The 15,531-nt window shown below is 61.7% G+C and carries 17 protein-coding genes; 13 read left to right on the top strand and 4 right to left on the bottom strand.

All coding sequences use genetic code 11. The features are described 5' to 3' along the window. Nucleotides 1–13: 13 nt before the first annotated feature. From IB229_RS15530 to flgA, 3 genes are all read right to left on the bottom strand, one after another. Complete coding sequence (locus IB229_RS15530; RefSeq protein WP_192330559.1) at nucleotides 14–487, bottom strand: flagella synthesis protein FlgN; 474 nt, start codon at nucleotides 485–487, stop codon at nucleotides 14–16. Between the two features lie 53 nt (nucleotides 488–540). Next, nucleotides 541–882 carry a flagellar biosynthesis anti-sigma factor FlgM gene (flgM, locus tag IB229_RS15525; protein WP_192330557.1) on the bottom strand — a complete coding sequence of 114 codons (342 nt, stop codon included), beginning with the start codon at nucleotides 880–882 and terminating at the stop codon, nucleotides 541–543. Between the two features lie 133 nt (nucleotides 883–1,015). Next, nucleotides 1,016–1,774, bottom strand: coding sequence for a flagellar basal body P-ring formation chaperone FlgA (flgA, locus tag IB229_RS15520; protein WP_192330552.1), 759 nt, complete (start codon nucleotides 1,772–1,774; stop codon nucleotides 1,016–1,018). An 82-nt stretch (nucleotides 1,775–1,856) separates the two neighbouring features. Here flgA and IB229_RS15515 point away from each other — a divergent pair, with 82 nt between their 5' ends. Both IB229_RS15515 and cheR read left to right on the top strand, forming a co-directional pair. Further along, the gene (locus IB229_RS15515; protein WP_192330550.1) at nucleotides 1,857–2,789 is read left to right on the top strand and encodes a chemotaxis protein CheV; all 933 of its coding nucleotides are present in this window, start codon (nucleotides 1,857–1,859) and stop codon (nucleotides 2,787–2,789) included. A 45-nt stretch (nucleotides 2,790–2,834) separates the two neighbouring features. Further along, the gene (gene cheR, locus IB229_RS15510) at nucleotides 2,835–3,662 is read left to right on the top strand and encodes a protein-glutamate O-methyltransferase CheR (RefSeq protein WP_192330548.1); all 828 of its coding nucleotides are present in this window, start codon (nucleotides 2,835–2,837) and stop codon (nucleotides 3,660–3,662) included. 53 nt (nucleotides 3,663–3,715) lie between these two features. On the opposite strand, the gene IB229_RS15505 is transcribed toward cheR, so the two are convergent. Beyond that, complete coding sequence (locus IB229_RS15505) at nucleotides 3,716–3,940, bottom strand: hypothetical protein (RefSeq protein ID WP_192330545.1); 225 nt, start codon at nucleotides 3,938–3,940, stop codon at nucleotides 3,716–3,718. Here IB229_RS15505 and flgB point away from each other — a divergent pair. From flgB to flgL, 11 genes are all read left to right on the top strand, one after another. Beyond that, a complete protein-coding gene (flgB, locus tag IB229_RS15500) occupies nucleotides 3,939–4,343 on the top strand; it encodes a flagellar basal body rod protein FlgB (protein ID WP_192330543.1) in 405 nt (134 codons plus the stop codon). The genes IB229_RS15505 and flgB overlap by 2 nt on opposite strands. 14 nt (nucleotides 4,344–4,357) lie before the next feature. After that, nucleotides 4,358–4,801 (top strand): flagellar basal body rod protein FlgC, encoded by a 444-nt coding sequence (gene flgC, locus IB229_RS15495; protein ID WP_192330541.1) that lies wholly within the window; start codon nucleotides 4,358–4,360, stop codon nucleotides 4,799–4,801. A gap of 21 nt (nucleotides 4,802–4,822) precedes the next feature. Continuing rightward, nucleotides 4,823–5,494, top strand: a complete 672-nt coding sequence (gene flgD, locus IB229_RS15490; protein ID WP_192330539.1) for a flagellar hook assembly protein FlgD — start codon at nucleotides 4,823–4,825, stop codon at nucleotides 5,492–5,494. Between the two features lie 47 nt (nucleotides 5,495–5,541). Beyond that, nucleotides 5,542–7,035 carry a flagellar hook protein FlgE gene (locus IB229_RS15485; RefSeq protein WP_192330537.1) on the top strand — a complete coding sequence of 498 codons (1,494 nt, stop codon included), beginning with the start codon at nucleotides 5,542–5,544 and terminating at the stop codon, nucleotides 7,033–7,035. Between the two features lie 201 nt (nucleotides 7,036–7,236). Further along, nucleotides 7,237–7,980, top strand: coding sequence for a flagellar basal-body rod protein FlgF (gene flgF, locus IB229_RS15480; RefSeq protein WP_192330535.1), 744 nt, complete (start codon nucleotides 7,237–7,239; stop codon nucleotides 7,978–7,980). A 46-nt stretch (nucleotides 7,981–8,026) separates the two neighbouring features. Continuing rightward, nucleotides 8,027–8,812, top strand: a complete 786-nt coding sequence (gene flgG, locus IB229_RS15475; protein ID WP_192330533.1) for a flagellar basal-body rod protein FlgG — start codon at nucleotides 8,027–8,029, stop codon at nucleotides 8,810–8,812. Nucleotides 8,813–8,870: 58 nt separating this feature from the next. Continuing rightward, on the top strand, nucleotides 8,871–9,584 hold the full coding sequence (gene flgH / locus IB229_RS15470; RefSeq protein WP_192330531.1) for a flagellar basal body L-ring protein FlgH: 714 nt from the start codon (nucleotides 8,871–8,873) through the stop codon (nucleotides 9,582–9,584). A 14-nt stretch (nucleotides 9,585–9,598) separates the two neighbouring features. Further along, nucleotides 9,599–10,699: a flagellar basal body P-ring protein FlgI gene (locus tag IB229_RS15465; protein ID WP_192330529.1), complete on the top strand. Its 1,101-nt coding sequence runs from the start codon at nucleotides 9,599–9,601 to the stop codon at nucleotides 10,697–10,699. An 11-nt stretch (nucleotides 10,700–10,710) separates the two neighbouring features. Then, nucleotides 10,711–11,904: a flagellar assembly peptidoglycan hydrolase FlgJ gene (flgJ, locus tag IB229_RS15460; RefSeq protein WP_192330527.1), complete on the top strand. Its 1,194-nt coding sequence runs from the start codon at nucleotides 10,711–10,713 to the stop codon at nucleotides 11,902–11,904. Nucleotides 11,905–11,913: 9 nt separating this feature from the next. Continuing rightward, nucleotides 11,914–13,968, top strand: a complete 2,055-nt coding sequence (flgK, locus tag IB229_RS15455) for a flagellar hook-associated protein FlgK (RefSeq protein ID WP_192330525.1) — start codon at nucleotides 11,914–11,916, stop codon at nucleotides 13,966–13,968. A 104-nt stretch (nucleotides 13,969–14,072) separates the two neighbouring features. Further along, nucleotides 14,073–15,320: a flagellar hook-associated protein FlgL gene (flgL, locus tag IB229_RS15450; protein WP_192330523.1), complete on the top strand. Its 1,248-nt coding sequence runs from the start codon at nucleotides 14,073–14,075 to the stop codon at nucleotides 15,318–15,320. Nucleotides 15,321–15,531 lie beyond the last annotated feature (211 nt).

Genomic DNA, 15,531 nt, shown 5'->3' with positions numbered 1-15,531 from the left:
GTTCTTGGGTGTGTCAGGCCTGGCTGAGCGGGCGCTGCTGGCCGATTTTAGCCGCGCTGCCGCGGCTGTCATAGAGCCCTGGCGTGTCGCTTTCGCCGCCGCGCAAGATGCCCATCACACTGGTCAGGGAGGCCTGGTTGGAGCGGATGATGCGGCCATTACGCAGGTTGGCTTCACGGCAGTCGGCAAGCAGTTGGCCGAGCTCGTCGCTGTTCTGCAGCAGGGCATCACCCAGCGGTGAGCGCGCGGCAAGTGCTTCCAGGCCGATGCGATCGGCGCTCAGTTGCAGTTCGCCGAGCAGGCGACTACGTGCGTTGCCGTGCTGGTCGAGGAGGGTGAGGAGGGGCAGCTTCTGGGTGAGTACGTCTTGCAGGCGCGGCAGGTCGCGTTCGCTCAAGGCCTCATATTCGGCATTGATGAGCTCAAGCAATTGCCTGGCGGTGCCGATATCGTCGGTGAAGAGTTGCAGTAGGTTCTTGTCGTGCATGTTCGGCTCTGGGGATTGGGCGTCCAGTCTCCCCAGCGCAGCCTTGGAACTAACTAGCGCTGGGATTCGAAGTCGAGCAGTTTATCGGCAACGCGTTTGCTGTCGACCTGGTAGCTGCCATCGGCAACCGCCTGTTTCAGTTTGGCGACGCGCTCTTTATCCACGGTCGGGAGATCACGCAGCTTGTCGTTCACTTTCTGCAGTTGCTGGGCTTCACGGCTCAGCTGCACAGGTTCACCGCTGCTCTTGGCCGCTTTGGCCAGCTCTTCGGCTGCCGGCTGGGCAGGTGCATTGTTGCTGACCGTTTCGTTACGGCCGCTGGATTGCGCGCTGTTCGCCCGCCCAGTGCTGGTGGGGTTGGCGGCATTGTTCAGCCGGTTAAAGTCGATGACCATGATTCAAAACCTCGGACGGTATCTGGACGCTTGCCTAGCTTGTCGGCCAGTGCCGTGGAAACTTTAGGGCTATTAATGCACTTTGTTCTGCAGTGTAGAAAAACGCCTTCCTGTTGCGCCATAGAAATCATCACTACAGCGCAACTTCAACTTGTCCTGGTCCGGTTACCCGCGCACGCACCACGCGTTTGGAGGCAAGGTTGCGCACATTGATCTGTTCGCCCAGCACGCCATTGGCGAGCGCTTCGCCCGGCATGCGCACGGCAACGCCACCACTGCGTGCGCTGATCACCACCTGATCGCCCTTGCGGATGGATTCGGCAATCTGCAGGTTGTTCGGCACTAGGGGCTGCCCTGCCGGCATCGCGCGGGTCAATTTCCTGCCGATGGCGAGCTCGGTGCTGACCAGATAGCCACGGCTGAGTGTCGAGACATCCTGCTCGACCATTGCCACGTCCGCCTCGCCAATGAGGCTGTCGCGCTTCAGCGGGTTGATCAGGACGACGACTTCACGATACAGGCGCACCTGCGCGGGTACGAATACCGACCAGGGCGCGCTGCCCTCGCAACTCACTTTCACCGTAACTCGACCGACCGGCGGCGGGCTGCTTTCCAACGATTGCGTCAAATCACTGTCACACGAAGCAAGGCGTAACCGCGGGTCGAGTGGATTGACCCGGATTTCATAGCGGGCATCGATTTCGCTACGCTCCAGATAGTCTTCAACGGTGAACTCAAGAAAGCCCTCGGTGGCGCCGATAAGCACTTCAGGCAGGGTGTCTGCCGCTGCGCGTGCGGGACTGTAGCCGAGCAGGCATAAAGCAGGTAAAACACCAGCGAGCATGCGGCGTTTTGCCATCAGGTGTCGGAAAATCGTCGTGAATACGTTCATGGCTAGGGCAAAGCAAGCCCCGTGCCGCCTGCTACGCTAATGCGAAGCGTGCGGTGACTTACAACAAATTAGGAGTCTGGGCATGGCCGGCGTATTGGATTCGGTTAACCAGCGTACCCAACTGGTGGGGCAGAACCGTCTCGAACTGCTGCTGTTCCGTCTTGAGGGCAAGCAGCTGTATGGCATCAACGTATTCAAGGTGAAGGAGGTGCTGCAGTGCCCCAAGCTCACCATCATGCCGAAGTCCAGCCGCGTGGTGCGCGGGGTGGCCAACATTCGTGGCGGCACCATTCCGATTCTGGACCTGTCATTGGCCACCGGGCGCAAAGAGCTCGATGATCTGAAGAACAGCTTCGTCATCATTACCGAATACAACACCAAGGTTCAGGGCTTTCTGGTTCGCTCGGTCGAGCGCATCGTCAACATGAACTGGGAAGAGATCCATCCGCCACCCAAGGGCACCGGTCGCGACCACTACCTGACGGCCGTCACCCGTGTCGACAATCAGCTGGTCGAGATCATTGACGTCGAGAAGATCCTCGCCGAGGTCGCGCCGATGTCGGAAGCGATTTCCGAGGGCGTGGTCGATGTCGAAACCCAGGCCAAGGCGGTATCGCTACGCGTACTGATCTGCGACGACTCCTCCGTGGCGCGCAAGCAGGTGTCGCGTTGCCTGGAAAGTGTCGGTGTCGAGGTGGTCGCGCTGAACGATGGTCGCCAGGCCTATGACTACCTGCGCAAGATGGTCGAGGAGGGCAAGCGTCCCGAGCAGGAATTTCTCATGCTGATTTCCGACATCGAGATGCCGGAAATGGACGGCTATACGCTGACCGCGGAGATACGCGCTGATCCGCGGATGCAGAACATGCATGTGATTCTGCATACTTCCCTGTCTGGCGTGTTCAACCAGGCCATGGTGAAGAAGGTCGGCGCGGACGATTTCCTTGCGAAATTCCGTCCGGACGAGCTCGCTTCCCGTGTGGTTGAGCGCATTCGGGCATCCGATGGGGGCTGAGGGCCTTGGCCCTCTGTGGTTTCTATGTATGGTGAGGCGGCATTAGTGTCTTCTGGCAATTTGGATTTCGAGCAATTTCGCACCTTTCTGGAAAAGGCCTGCGGCATCCTGCTCGGTAGCAACAAGCAGTATCTGGTTTCCAGCCGCCTCAACAAGCTGATGGAACAGCAGGGCATCAAGACGCTCGGCGAACTCGTGCAGAAGATGCAGGCGCAGCCGCGCGGTGGTCTGCGCGAGCAGGTGGTCGATGCCATGACTACCAACGAAACGCTGTGGTTTCGCGATACCTATCCCTTCGAAGTGCTGAAAAGCCGCGTTCTACCTGAAATGATCAAGGCCAGTCCCAATCAGCGTCTGCGCATCTGGTCGGCGGCCTGTTCGTCCGGTCAGGAGCCGTATTCCCTGTCGATGGCCATCGACGAATTCGAGAAGACCAACCTGGGTCAGCTCAAGTCCGGTGTGCAGATCGTTGCTACCGACCTCTCGGGCTCCATGCTCACGGCCTGCAAGGGCGGTGAGTACGACAGCCTGGCGATGGGCCGCGGTCTCTCCCAGGATCGCCTGCAACGTTACTTCGATCCGAAAGGGCCGGGGCGTTGGGCGGTGAAGGCGCCGATCAAGGGAAGGGTCGAGTTTCGCGCTCTGAACCTGCTCGACAGCTATGCCAGTCTGGGCAAGTTCGACATCGTGTTCTGCCGCAACGTGCTGATCTACTTCTCTGCCGAGGTGAAGAAGGACATCCTCACGCGCATCCATGCGACGTTGAAGCCGGGTGGTTACTTGTTCCTCGGTGCATCCGAAGCGCTGAATGGTCTGCCGGACCTGTATCAGATGGTTCAGTGCAGCCCGGGGATCATCTACAAGGTGAAGTGACGACGCGGGTGTCACACGAGAACAATAAACGGGAGGCCAATGGCCTCCCGTTTTCATTTGCCTCGGCATCCTGCCCGTTTTGCCGTTTTGCCGTTTTGCCGTTTTGCCGTTTTGCCGTTCTGGTCTTGCCGGAGGGCGGAAAGGCTTTGCCGCTTGCCGCTTTTTATGGGGCGAATAAATTGGCAAATCATTGAAAAATAAGCAAAAAAATAAAATGGCACAGCCTTTGCTATATCTCTGGCGTAGCACCACCAGATCACGCAAGGGTTCACGGTCATGAGTATCAGCTTCGCTAACGCACTTGGCATCCACGAAAGCGCCCTGGGCTTCCGCGCTCAACGCGCCGAGGTTCTGGCCAACAACATCGCCAACGCCGATACCCCCAATTACCAGGCGCGTGATCTGGATTTCGCCAGCGTTCTCGCCGAGCAGAACGCCGGCCAGAACAATAAGTTCAGCATGAGTCGTACCAGCAGCATGCACATCCCGTCTGCCGGTATCGAGCTTGCTGATCCAGCGCTGCGCTTCCGCACGCCGCTGCACGCATCCATCGACCAGAACACCGTAGACCTGCAGCTGGAACAGTCCAACTACGCGGAAAACTCCGTGCAGTTCCAGGCCAGCTTCACGTTGCTCAACAGCAAATTCAAAGGGCTGGTCAGCGCCCTGCGCGGCGAATAAGGGGAGATACCACCATGTCACTCGCCAGTGTCTTCAACATCGCCGGTACCGGCATGAGCGCCCAGAGCACTCGCCTGAACACCATCTCCAGCAACATCGCCAACGCCGAGACCGTGTCCTCCAGCATCGACCAGACCTACCGCGCCCGCCATCCGGTGTTCGCTACCGTCTTCGAGTCGACCATGGACGGTGACCGTGGCTCGCTGTTTGCCGACCAGGACCAGCCTGGCCGTGGCGTGCAGGTGCTGGGTGTGGTCGAGGACCAGAGCAGCCTGATGCCGCGCTACGAGCCGAACCATCCAGCGGCTGACGAGAAAGGCTACGTGTACTACCCGAACGTCAACGTGGTTGAAGAGATGGCCGACATGATTTCCGCCAGTCGTGCCTTCCAGACCAACGTGGAAATGATGAACACCGCCAAGCAGATGATGCAGCGCGTGCTGACGCTTGGTCAGTGAGCCGCGAACGAGGAGCGATAAATGAGCGTTAACGGAGTCGGTGCGGCAGCGCTTGATCAGTATCAGATCAAGCAGGACACCACGCAGAACAAGGAGCTCGGCAAGAACGAGTTCCTCAACCTGCTGGTCGCGCAGCTGAACAACCAGAACCCGCTGGAGCCGCAGGGCAACGGCGAGTTCATCGCCCAGCTGGCGCAGTTCAGCCAGGTCGAGGGCATCCAGGAACTCAACACCAGCATGACCTCGCTGCTCTCCGGCTATCAGTCGTCGCAGGCGCTGCAGGCATCGTCGCTGGTCGGTCGCAAGGTGATCATCCCGAGCGAGAAGGCGGTGGTCGATACCAGCGAAACCTTCAAGGGCAGTGTCGTGTTGCCCGTGACCAGCAGCAACGTGTACGTCAACGTCTACGACAGCACGGGCGCGGTGGTGAACCGGGTGAACCTGGGGCAGCAATCGGCCGGCAACGTCAGCTTCATGTGGGACGGCAAGGACTCGAGCGGCAAAGTCATGCCGCCCGGCACCTACAAGTTCGAGGCGCAGGCGACCTACCCGGACGGTACCAAGGGGCTCTACACCATGCTGCCGGCGAACGTCGACAGCGTCACCCTGGGCCAGAACGGCGGCGAGCTGATGCTCAACCTCGCAGGTCTCGGCGCAGTGCCTTTGTCACAAGTACAGATCATCGGCCAATAACCACTTCAGCTTTCAGCTGCCGGCAGTAAACGGCAAAGGAGCACTCCATGGCTTTCAACATCGGTCTCAGCGGTCTGCGCGCGGCCACCAGTGACCTCAACGTCACCGGCAACAACATCGCCAACGCCGGGACGGCGGGGTTCAAGCAGTCGCGTGCGGAGTTCGCCGACGTCTACGCGGCGTCCATGCTCGGCAGCGGCTCCAACCCGACCGGTAGCGGCGTGCTGTTGTCCGATGTGTCGCAGCTGTTCAACCAGGGCAACATCAACTACACGCAGAACGCCCTGGACCTGGCCATCAACGGCAACGGCTTCTTCGTCACCAGCAACAACGGTGAGATCAGCTACACCCGCGCCGGTTATTTCGGTACCGACCGCGACGGTTTCATGGTCAACAACTTCGGCTACAAGCTGCAGGGCTATGCCGTGGATGCCAACGGCAACCTGCAGAACGGCGTGGTCTCGGACATCCAGATCCAGACCGCCAGCCAGGCGCCGAAAGCCACATCGACCATGACGCAAACGTTCAACCTGAACTCGACCAATGCGCCGCCCACCGTGACCCCGTTCAACCCGGCGGACCCGACGACCTACAACTCGTCGACTTCGACCAACATCTATGACACCCAGGGCAACGCCCACGTCATGACCCAGTACTTCGTCAAGACCGGGGCCAATACCTGGAGCATGAACGTGCTGATCGATGGCCGGAACCCGGCCAACGGCGACGGTGACGCGGCGGCAGTGACGGCTGCCAATGCTGCGGCAATCGCACCGGGTGCAACACCTGCCAGCGTGGTGGCATCGCTTCCGGGTGGTACCACGGCGGCTGTGAGCGCGGCAGCAGCGGCGGCGGCGGCATTGCCGGGCGCGACCGCGTCCAGCGTGGCGGCGGCGATCTTCTCCGCCTCCGAGGCGCAGGGCACCACGCCGTATACCGCGCAGCTGAACTTCAGCGAGTCCGGCCAGTTGCTGTCGACCACATCGACCGACTTCACCGTCAACGCCGACGGCACCATCACCCTGGGGACCTGGAACCCGGTGGCCTCCAATGGCGGCACGCCGCCGATCTGGAGCGACAACGGCGCTAATGCCAGCCCCGAAAACATCACGGTGGACCTGCGCAAGTCCACCCAGTTTTCCAGCGCCTTCGCCGTCAGCTCGGTAAGCCAGAACGGTTACACCACCGGTCAGCTGTCGGGCCTGGAAATCGACGACACCGGCGTGATCTTCGCCCGCTACACCAATGGCCAGTCCAAGGTGCAGGGGCAGGTGGTGCTGGCCAACTTCGCCAACGTGCAGGGCCTGACCCCGATGGGCAAGACGGCCTGGACGCAGTCCTTCGAGTCGGGCGAGCCGGTAGTCGGTACACCGCGCTCGGGCACCATGGGCGCCCTGCAGGCCGGTGCGCTGGAGGATTCCAACGTCGAGCTGTCGGACCAACTGGTCAACCTGATCGTTGCCCAGCGCAACTACCAGGCCAACGCCAAGACCATCGAAACCGAGAGTGCGATCACCCAGACCATCATCAACCTGCGTTGATGCCAGGGTGGGGAAGGGCCTTGCCGCTGGCGGCAAGGCCTCGCCGATCACGCTTCAAGAACGCCCCTTCGGGGGCTTTTTTGTTTTTATAAATCCTTATATATCAGTGGCTTGTTGGTTTTTTATTCGAGTGGCACGGCATTTGCTGAATAGCTTGCAACAGAGTTAGCGAGCGGCAAGTGCCGACCCTCGGAGAAGAACATGGACAAGATGCTGTACGTCGCCATGACAGGCGCCAGCCAGAACACCATGGCCCAGCGCGCCCATGCCAACAACCTGGCGAACATTTCCACCACCGGCTTCCGCCGTGACTTCGAGCAGGCGCGTTCGATGCCGGTTTTCGGTGATGGCTACCCGGCGCGGGTGTACGCCATGAGCGAGCGCCCCGGTACCGACTTTTCCCAGGGGTCGCTGCAGGAAACCGGTCGCGACATGGACGTGGCCGTGGACGGGCAGGGCTGGATCGCTGTGCAAGCTGCCGACGGCAGCGAAGCCTATGTGCGCACTGCCAGCCTGCAGATCGATGCGCTCGGCCAGCTGCGCACCGGCAATGGCATGCCGGTCCTCGGCAACGGCGGGCCGATCGCCGTGCCGCCAGAGCAGAAAGTCGAAATCGGCCAGGACGGCACCATCAGTATCCGTGCCCTCGGCGAGGCGCCGAGCGTAATGGCCGAGGTCGACCGCATCAAACTGGTCAATCCGGACCCGAAGACCATGGAGAAGGGCACCGATGGCCTGATTCGCATCAAGGGCGCCACTCAGCCCATGGAAGCGGACGCCACCGTACGTGTTACCTCCGGCTTCCTCGAGGCGAGCAACGTGAACGCCGTGGAAGAGATGACCGCGATGCTGTCGCTGTCCCGCCAGTTCGAGCTTCACGTGAAGATGATGCGTACCGCCGACGACAACGCCACTGCCATGGCACGCGTCATGCAACTCACCTAATTACCAGCGCGATGTGCCGTAAAACCGGCGCTCGAGGAGAAGAAAGATGATTCCGGCTCTGTGGGTCAGTAAAACCGGTCTGTCCGCCCAGGACATGAACCTGACCACCATTTCGAACAACCTGGCCAACGTATCGAGCACCGGGTTCAAGCGCGATCGCGCCGAATTCGAGGACCTGCTGTACCAGATCCGTCGCCAGCCGGGTGGCCAGTCAAGCCAGGACAGCGAGCTGCCCACCGGTCTGCAGCTGGGTACCGGTGTGCGCATTGCCGGTACGCAGAAGATCTTCACCCAGGGCAGCCTGCAAACCACCGAGCAGCCGCTGGATCTGGCGGTCAATGGTCGTGGCTTCTTCCAGGTGCTGCAGCCCGACGGCACGGTGTCCTATACCCGTGACGGCAGCTTTCACCTCGACTCGGACGGTCAGATCGTCACCAGCCAGGGCTTTGCTCTTGAGCCAGCGATCGTGCTGCCCGCGCAGACCCTGACATTTACTGTGGGTGAAGACGGCACCGCGTCCGTCACCACCGCCGGCAACCCGACACCGCAGGTGATCGGCAACATCCAGATCGCCGACTTCGTCAACCCGGCTGGCCTGCAGGCCATCGGTAACAACCTGTTCCTGGAAACCGGCTCGAGCGGCGCGCCGCAGGTCGGTACGCCGGGCCTCACCGGCCTCGGCGTGATGCTGCAGAACACCCTGGAAAACTCCAACGTCAGTGTGGTTGAGGAACTGGTGAACATGATCACCACCCAGCGCGCCTACGAGATGAACTCCAAGGTGATCTCCACCGCCGACCAGATGTTGTCCTTCATTACGCAGAATCTTTAATGGGTGATCCCGGTTTTTCGGGACGCTCGCAACACGCAACACCGTGAGGTATGTGGTTATGAACCGGCTGTTTACTCTTCTTACCGTGCTGAGCGTCACTGCCCTGAGTGGCTGTGTGTCGCCTCCGCCCAAGCCGGACGATCCCTATTACGCACCGGTATTGCCACGCACGCCGCTGCCGGCTGCGCAGACCAACGGCTCGATCTATCAGGCCGGGTTCGAAACCAACCTGTATGACGACCGCAAGGCCTATCGCGTTGGCGACATCATCACCATCACCCTCAGCGAGCGCACCCAGGCGAGCAAGTCGGCTGGCTCTCAGCTCAGCAAGAACAGCAATACCAGTCTGGGGCTGACCTCGTTGTTTGGCACTGGCGTTTCGGTCGACAACCCTGACACGGATATCAACCCGCTGACTGGCGAAAAACTGGGTTTGAGCGCGAGCTACGGCGGTACCCGCGCCACTCAGGGCGACAGCGCTGCCGACCAGAGCAACAGCCTGTCCGGCTCGGTGACCGTAACCGTCGCCGAGGTGCTGCCCAACGGCATTCTCGCCGTGCGCGGCGAGAAGTGGATGACCCTCAACACCGGCGACGAGCTGGTGCGTATCGCCGGCCTGATCCGTGCGGACGACATCGCCACCGACAACACCGTTTCCTCGACCCGTGTGGCCAATGCCCGCATCACCTACTCCGGTACCGGCGCGTTCGCCGATGCCAACCAGCCCGGGTGGTTCGATCGTTTCTTCATGAGCCCGTTGTTCCCGTTCTGATAGGTAGCCTGATCATGAAGCGACTGATTTCCGTCATCTGCCTGTTGTTGCTCGCCGGCACCGCGCAGGCCGAGCGCCTGAAGGACCTGGCCAGCATTCAAGGGGTGCGGAGCAACCAGTTGATCGGCTACGGCCTGGTCGTGGGCCTCAATGGCACCGGCGACCAGACCACGCAGACGCCGTTCACCCTGCAGACCTTCAACAACATGCTCGCCCAGTTCGGCATCAAGGTGCCCACCGGCGGTGGCAACGTGCAGCTGAAGAACGTCGCGGCGGTGTCGATCCATGCCGAGCTGCCGCCCTTCGCGAAGCCGGGGCAGACCATCGACGTGACCATCTCCTCGATCGGTAACTCGAAAAGCCTGCGCGGCGGCAGCCTGCTCATGGCGCCGCTGAAAGGTATCGATGGCAACGTCTATGCCGTGGCCCAGGGCAACCTGGTCGTCGGCGGCTTCGACGCCACCGGTGGCGACGGTTCGCGTATCACCGTCAACGTTCCGTCGGCCGGGCGGATTCCGGCTGGGGCCACGGTCGAGCGACCGGTGCCGAGCGGTTTCGATCAGGGCAACACGTTGACCCTCAACCTCAATCGTCCGGACTTCACCACGGCGAAGAACATCGTCGACCAGATCAACGGCATGCTCGGCCCAGGCGTGGCGCAAGCCCTGGATGGCGGCTCGATCCGCGTCAGCGCGCCGCTCGACCCTAACCAGCGCGTCGATTACCTGTCGGTGCTGGAAAATATCGAAGTGGAAGCCGGACAGGCGGTGGCCAAAGTCATCATCAATTCCCGAACCGGCACCATCGTCATCGGTCAAAACGTTAAGGTCCAGCCGGCCGCAGTCACGCACGGCAGCCTGACGGTGACCATCACCGAAGACCCCATCGTCAGCCAGCCGGGTCCGCTTTCCGGTGGCCAGACGGCCGTGGTTCCGCGCTCCAAGGTCGATGCCGCGGAAGAAGCCAAGCCGATGTTCAAGTTCGGCCCGGGCACCACGCTGGATGAGATCGTACGTGCGGTAAACCAGGTAGGTGCCGCTCCTTCCGACCTGATGGCCATCCTGGAGGCGCTCAAGCAAGCCGGCGCCCTGCAGGCTGACCTCATCGTGATCTAACGGAGGCGGTCATGGATTCCAGAATTTCAGCCGGCCTTTCGGGCAGCAAGGCGTACGACAGCGGCTCCTACAACGATCTGAACCGCCTGAACCAGTTCAAGGTGGGCGGCGACAGCGACGGCAATATCAAAAAAGTGGCTCAGGAATTCGAGTCGCTGTTTCTCAATGAAATGATGAAGGCGATGCGTAAGGCGAACGAAGTGTTCGGCGAAGGCAACTTCATGAACAGTAATGAGAGCAAGACCTACCAGGACATGTACGACCAGCAGCTGTCCGTAACCTTGTCCAAGAACAAGAACGGCATCGGCCTGGCCGAAGTGCTGGAGCGCCAATTGTCGAAGATGAAGGGCGGCAGCCAGCGGCCGAACCCGTTTGCCAGCGCCGCTGCTGATGTATCCGCCTCAGCGTCTGCCGCATCTGGCGTGACCTCTGCCGGCTTCAAGGGCACCGACGGCATGCCTACCCGCGACGATTCGCAGTTGCTCAACCAGCGCCGCCTGAGCCTGCCGAGCAAACTGACCGATCGCCTGCTGGCTGGCATCGTGCCGAGCACCAATGAGAATGCCGAGCAGACCCTGGCCGGCGCCGACTGGGTGCCGGCGCAGGCGCATGGGGTGAGCGACAAACCGCTCAACCTTGCCGACAGCGACGCCATCAGCGGTCGTCGCGTGGCCCAGCCGCCATTGGCGCCGGGCAAGTCGGCGTTCGGGTCGGCCAAGGAATTCATCGAAACCATGTTGCCGATGGCGGAGGAGGCAGCGCAGAAGATCGGCGTCGACGCCCGCTACCTGGTGGCCCAGGCGGCGCTGGAAACCGGCTGGGGCAAGTCGATCATCCGCCAGCAGGACGGTTCCAGCAGCCACAACCTGTTCGGCATCAAGGCGCATGGCGGCTGGCAGGGCGAGTCTGCTCGCGTGCTGACCACCGAGTACAAGGGCGACACCGCGGTGAAGGAAGCGGCGTCGTTCCGCGCCTACGACTCGTACCAGCAGAGCTTCAACGATTACGTTAGCTTCCTGCAGGGCAATGGCCGTTACCAGGAGGCGCTGGACTCCACCGAGAACCCGGAGCGTTTCGTCCGTGAACTGCAGGAGGCCGGTTACGCCACCGACCCGCAGTACGCCCGCAAGATCGCGCAGATCGCCCGGCAGATGCAGACCTACGAAGCCGTAGCCGCTGCCGACAGCTCGACCACGAGGACCTGAGGCTGAGTTATGGCTGACTTACTGAGCATTGGCCTGTCGGGCCTGTCCGCGAACAAGACCGCGCTGTCGGTCACCGGACACAACATCACCAACGTCAACACGCCGGGCTATTCGCGGCAGGATGCGGTGCAGGCCACGCGTGTGCCGCAGTTCAGTGGCGCTGGTTTCATCGGCTCTGGCACCACGCTGGTGGATATCCGCCGCAACTACAGCGAATTCCTCACCTCGCAGGTGCGCACCAGCACCGCCTTGAGTGCCGATGTCGAGTCCTATCGCAGCCAGATCGAGCAGCTCGACTCGCTGCTGGCCGGCACCACCACCGGTGTCACGCCGGCACTGCAGAAGTTCTTTTCCGCGCTGCAGACCGCCGCGGAAGACCCGGCCAACATCCCGGCTCGCCAGTTGGTGCTGTCCGAGGCCGAAGGCCTGGCCAAGCGTTTCAATACTGTTTACGACCGTATCAACGAGCAGAACCAGTTCATCAACAAGCAGATGACCGCGGTGAGCGAGCAGGTCAATCGTCTGGCGACCTCGATTGCCGGCTATAACGATGCCATCGCCGTGGCCAAGGCCAATGGCAAGCAGCCCAACGACCTGCTCGATGCGCGCGATGAGGCGATTCGCCAGTTGTCGACCTTCGTCGGCGTCAATGTGGTGGCGCAGGACGACAGCTCGGTCAACGTCTTCGTCGGCTCTGGCCAGCCGCTGGTTGTGGGCAATTCCGCCAACCGCCTGGAAGTCGTGCCAGGCGATGGTGACCCGACCCGCGCCGAAGTGCAGCTGGTCAGCGGCGGCTCGCGCCAGGGCGTGACTTCGTTACTGACCGGCGGTGAGCTCGGCGGCCTGATCCGCTATCGCGCCGAATCGCTCGACCCGACGCTCAACTCGCTGGGGCGCATTGCCCTGGCCGTCAGCGACCAGGTCAACAGTCAGCTGGGGCAGGGCCTGGACCTCAAGGGCAATGTTGGCAGCCCTCTGTTCGGTGACTACAACGACCCGGCCCTGGCCACCCTGCGCGCGCGCGCGTACTCGAGCAACGTCGGTGGTGCGCAGCCGCTGCTGAACATCACCGACACCAGCGTGCTGACCACCAGTGACTACCGGCTGACCCTGGACAACTCCGGACCGCCGCCGGTGTTTTCGGCACGGCGCCTGTCCGATGGCGCGGCGATGAACATTACCGCCACCGATGATGGTTCCGGCAACTACACCCTGGGCTTCCAGGATGCAGCGGGCCGCGATCAGGGCTTCGAAGTGACCTTGAGCGCTGGTGAGCTGGCCCAGGCCGCCAACAATGACCAGTACCTGCTGCAGCCGACCCGCCGGGGTGCGACCGACATCAGTACCGAGCTGGATCAGCCGGACCAGCTGGCGTTCGCCGCGCCGGTACGTTCCACCGCCGGCCTACAGAACCAGGGCTCGGGCGTCATCGGCCAGCCGGACCTGCAGTCGACCGGCGCCAACATCAACCCGGCCACACTGAGTGCCGCGCTGCCGGTGACGCTGACCCTCAACGCAGCCGGAACCGGCTTCACCGTTCCGGCTGGCGCCACGCTGACCCGTATCAACAGCGATGGCACTGCCGCCGCCGATCCCAACTTCCAGCCGGGCCAGCAGAACACCTACGAGCTGCAGTTGTCCGACGGCAGCCGCGTGCGCATGACCCTCAGCGGTCGCCCGCAGGCAGGCGATACCTTCAACGTGGCGTTCAACCAGAACGGCGTGTCCGACAACCGCAACGCGCTGAAGCTGGCCGATCTGCAAAGCAAGCAGACCATCGGTGTCGACCCGACGGTGACCAGCGTGGGCACGGGGGTGAGCTTTACCGATGGCTACGGCGACATGGTCGAGCGCATCGGTACGCTGACCGCCCAGTCCCGCCAGGACAGCGAGGCGACATCTGCCATCCTCAAGCAGGCCACCGACAGCCGCGATTCGCTGTCCGGCGTGAGCCTGGATGAAGAGGCGGCGAACCTGATCAAGTTCGAGCAGTACTACAACGCCAGCGCGCAAATCATTCAAGTTGCGCGCTCGCTGTTCGATACCCTTATCAACACGTTCTAGATCGTGCTCCGCCCGTTACCGGCGCGTAGCTGACATTCCACCCTTCCACGGAAGGGAGCCAAGCCCGGGACGCCGGGCCTGGAACGCGACAAAGAGGCTCAACCATGCGTATCTCCACCATCCAGGCATTCAACAGCGGCGTGCAGGGCTTGCAACGCAACTATGCCAACGTGACCCGCACGCAAGAGCAGATCAGCACCGGCAACCGCATCCTCACGCCGGCCGACGATCCGGTGGCCTCGGTGCGCCTGCTGCAGCTGGAGCAGCAGAAGAACGTGCTCGATCAGTACAACAGCAACCTGGTGGCGGCGGACAACAGCCTGACCCAGGAGGAAGTTACGCTGAACTCGGTCAACACCGTGCTGCAGCGCGTGCGCGAGTTGGCCGCGAGTGCCGGCAATGGCGTGCTATCACCGGAGGACCGCAAGTCGATTGCCGCCGAGCTGGGCGAGCGCGAGGAAGAGCTGTTCTCCCTGATGAACACCCGCAACGCCCGCGGCGAGTACCTGTTTTCCGGTTTCCAGGGCAAGACCCAGGCCTTCGTTCGCGATGCCAATGGCAACTACGCCTACCAGGGCGATGAAGGTCAGCGCAAATTGCAGGTGGCCAGCTCTCTGGAAGTGGCGATCAGCGACAACGGCAAGCGCCTGTTCGAGAACATCAGCAACGCCGGTCGCGTTGACAGCGCGCTGGATATCACCGGTGCGCCTGGCTCGACCCTCACGGCCTCGGCGCCGCTGGTGATCGACGAAGTGCCTTTTACCGGCACCCCGGCGTTCCCGACAGCGGGCGTTGAGGTGGTATTCGGCAATCCGGATGCCAGCAGTTATGAAATCTTCGAGATCGGTGCAGCGGCTCCCGCGCCCGTGCTGGGTAGCGGCAAGATGGATGGCAACCCTGATACCGCGGACCAGCTGTCATTTCGCGGTGTAACCATGCAGCTAGGTGGCACCCCGGTCGGCGGCGAGACCATCCAGATCACCAGCGATCCCGCGCGGCAGAAGCAGGGCGTGCTCGATACCATCGCCAACCTGCGCAAAACCCTGGAAAACCCGGCGTCCACCAGTGGGCAGATCCGCGATGCAATCGCCGAAAACCTGACCAACATGGACAACGCCATGGTCAACGTCGACAGCGTGCGTGGCGAGATCGGCGCACGCCTCAACGTGATCGATACTGCGCTGACCGATAACGAAGACGTAGCCCTGGTGAATCAGGGCGTCCAGGCCGACCTGCGCGAGCTGGACTACCCGGAGGCGTTGTCGCGCCTGTCGTTCCAGACGATCATCCTCGAGGCGTCTCAGCAGAGTTACGTGAAGATTGCGCAGCTGAATCTGTTCAACAAGATTTGAGCGGTCAGGCGCCTTTGAGCGCCGGCAAACTCAAGCGCCAAGTACCCAGGTAACACATGCCCGGCCCCGTGATGCCTCATGTTCCATTTCCGAGCTGTGTGATTTCTTTGATTAGTATCAATGGCTTGCGCTGACTTTATAACCGTAAATGCGTAATCTTGACCCTGCTTGGCTTGTCTTTTGCTCTACAACGATTCAGTGTCAGAGAATT

This window comes from Pseudomonas sp. PDM14, assembly GCF_014851905.1.
Taxonomy (GTDB): Bacteria; Pseudomonadota; Gammaproteobacteria; order Pseudomonadales; family Pseudomonadaceae; genus Aquipseudomonas.
The sequence above is the reverse complement of the archived record's forward strand: the minus strand, read 5'-3'. Positions and strand labels throughout refer to the sequence as shown.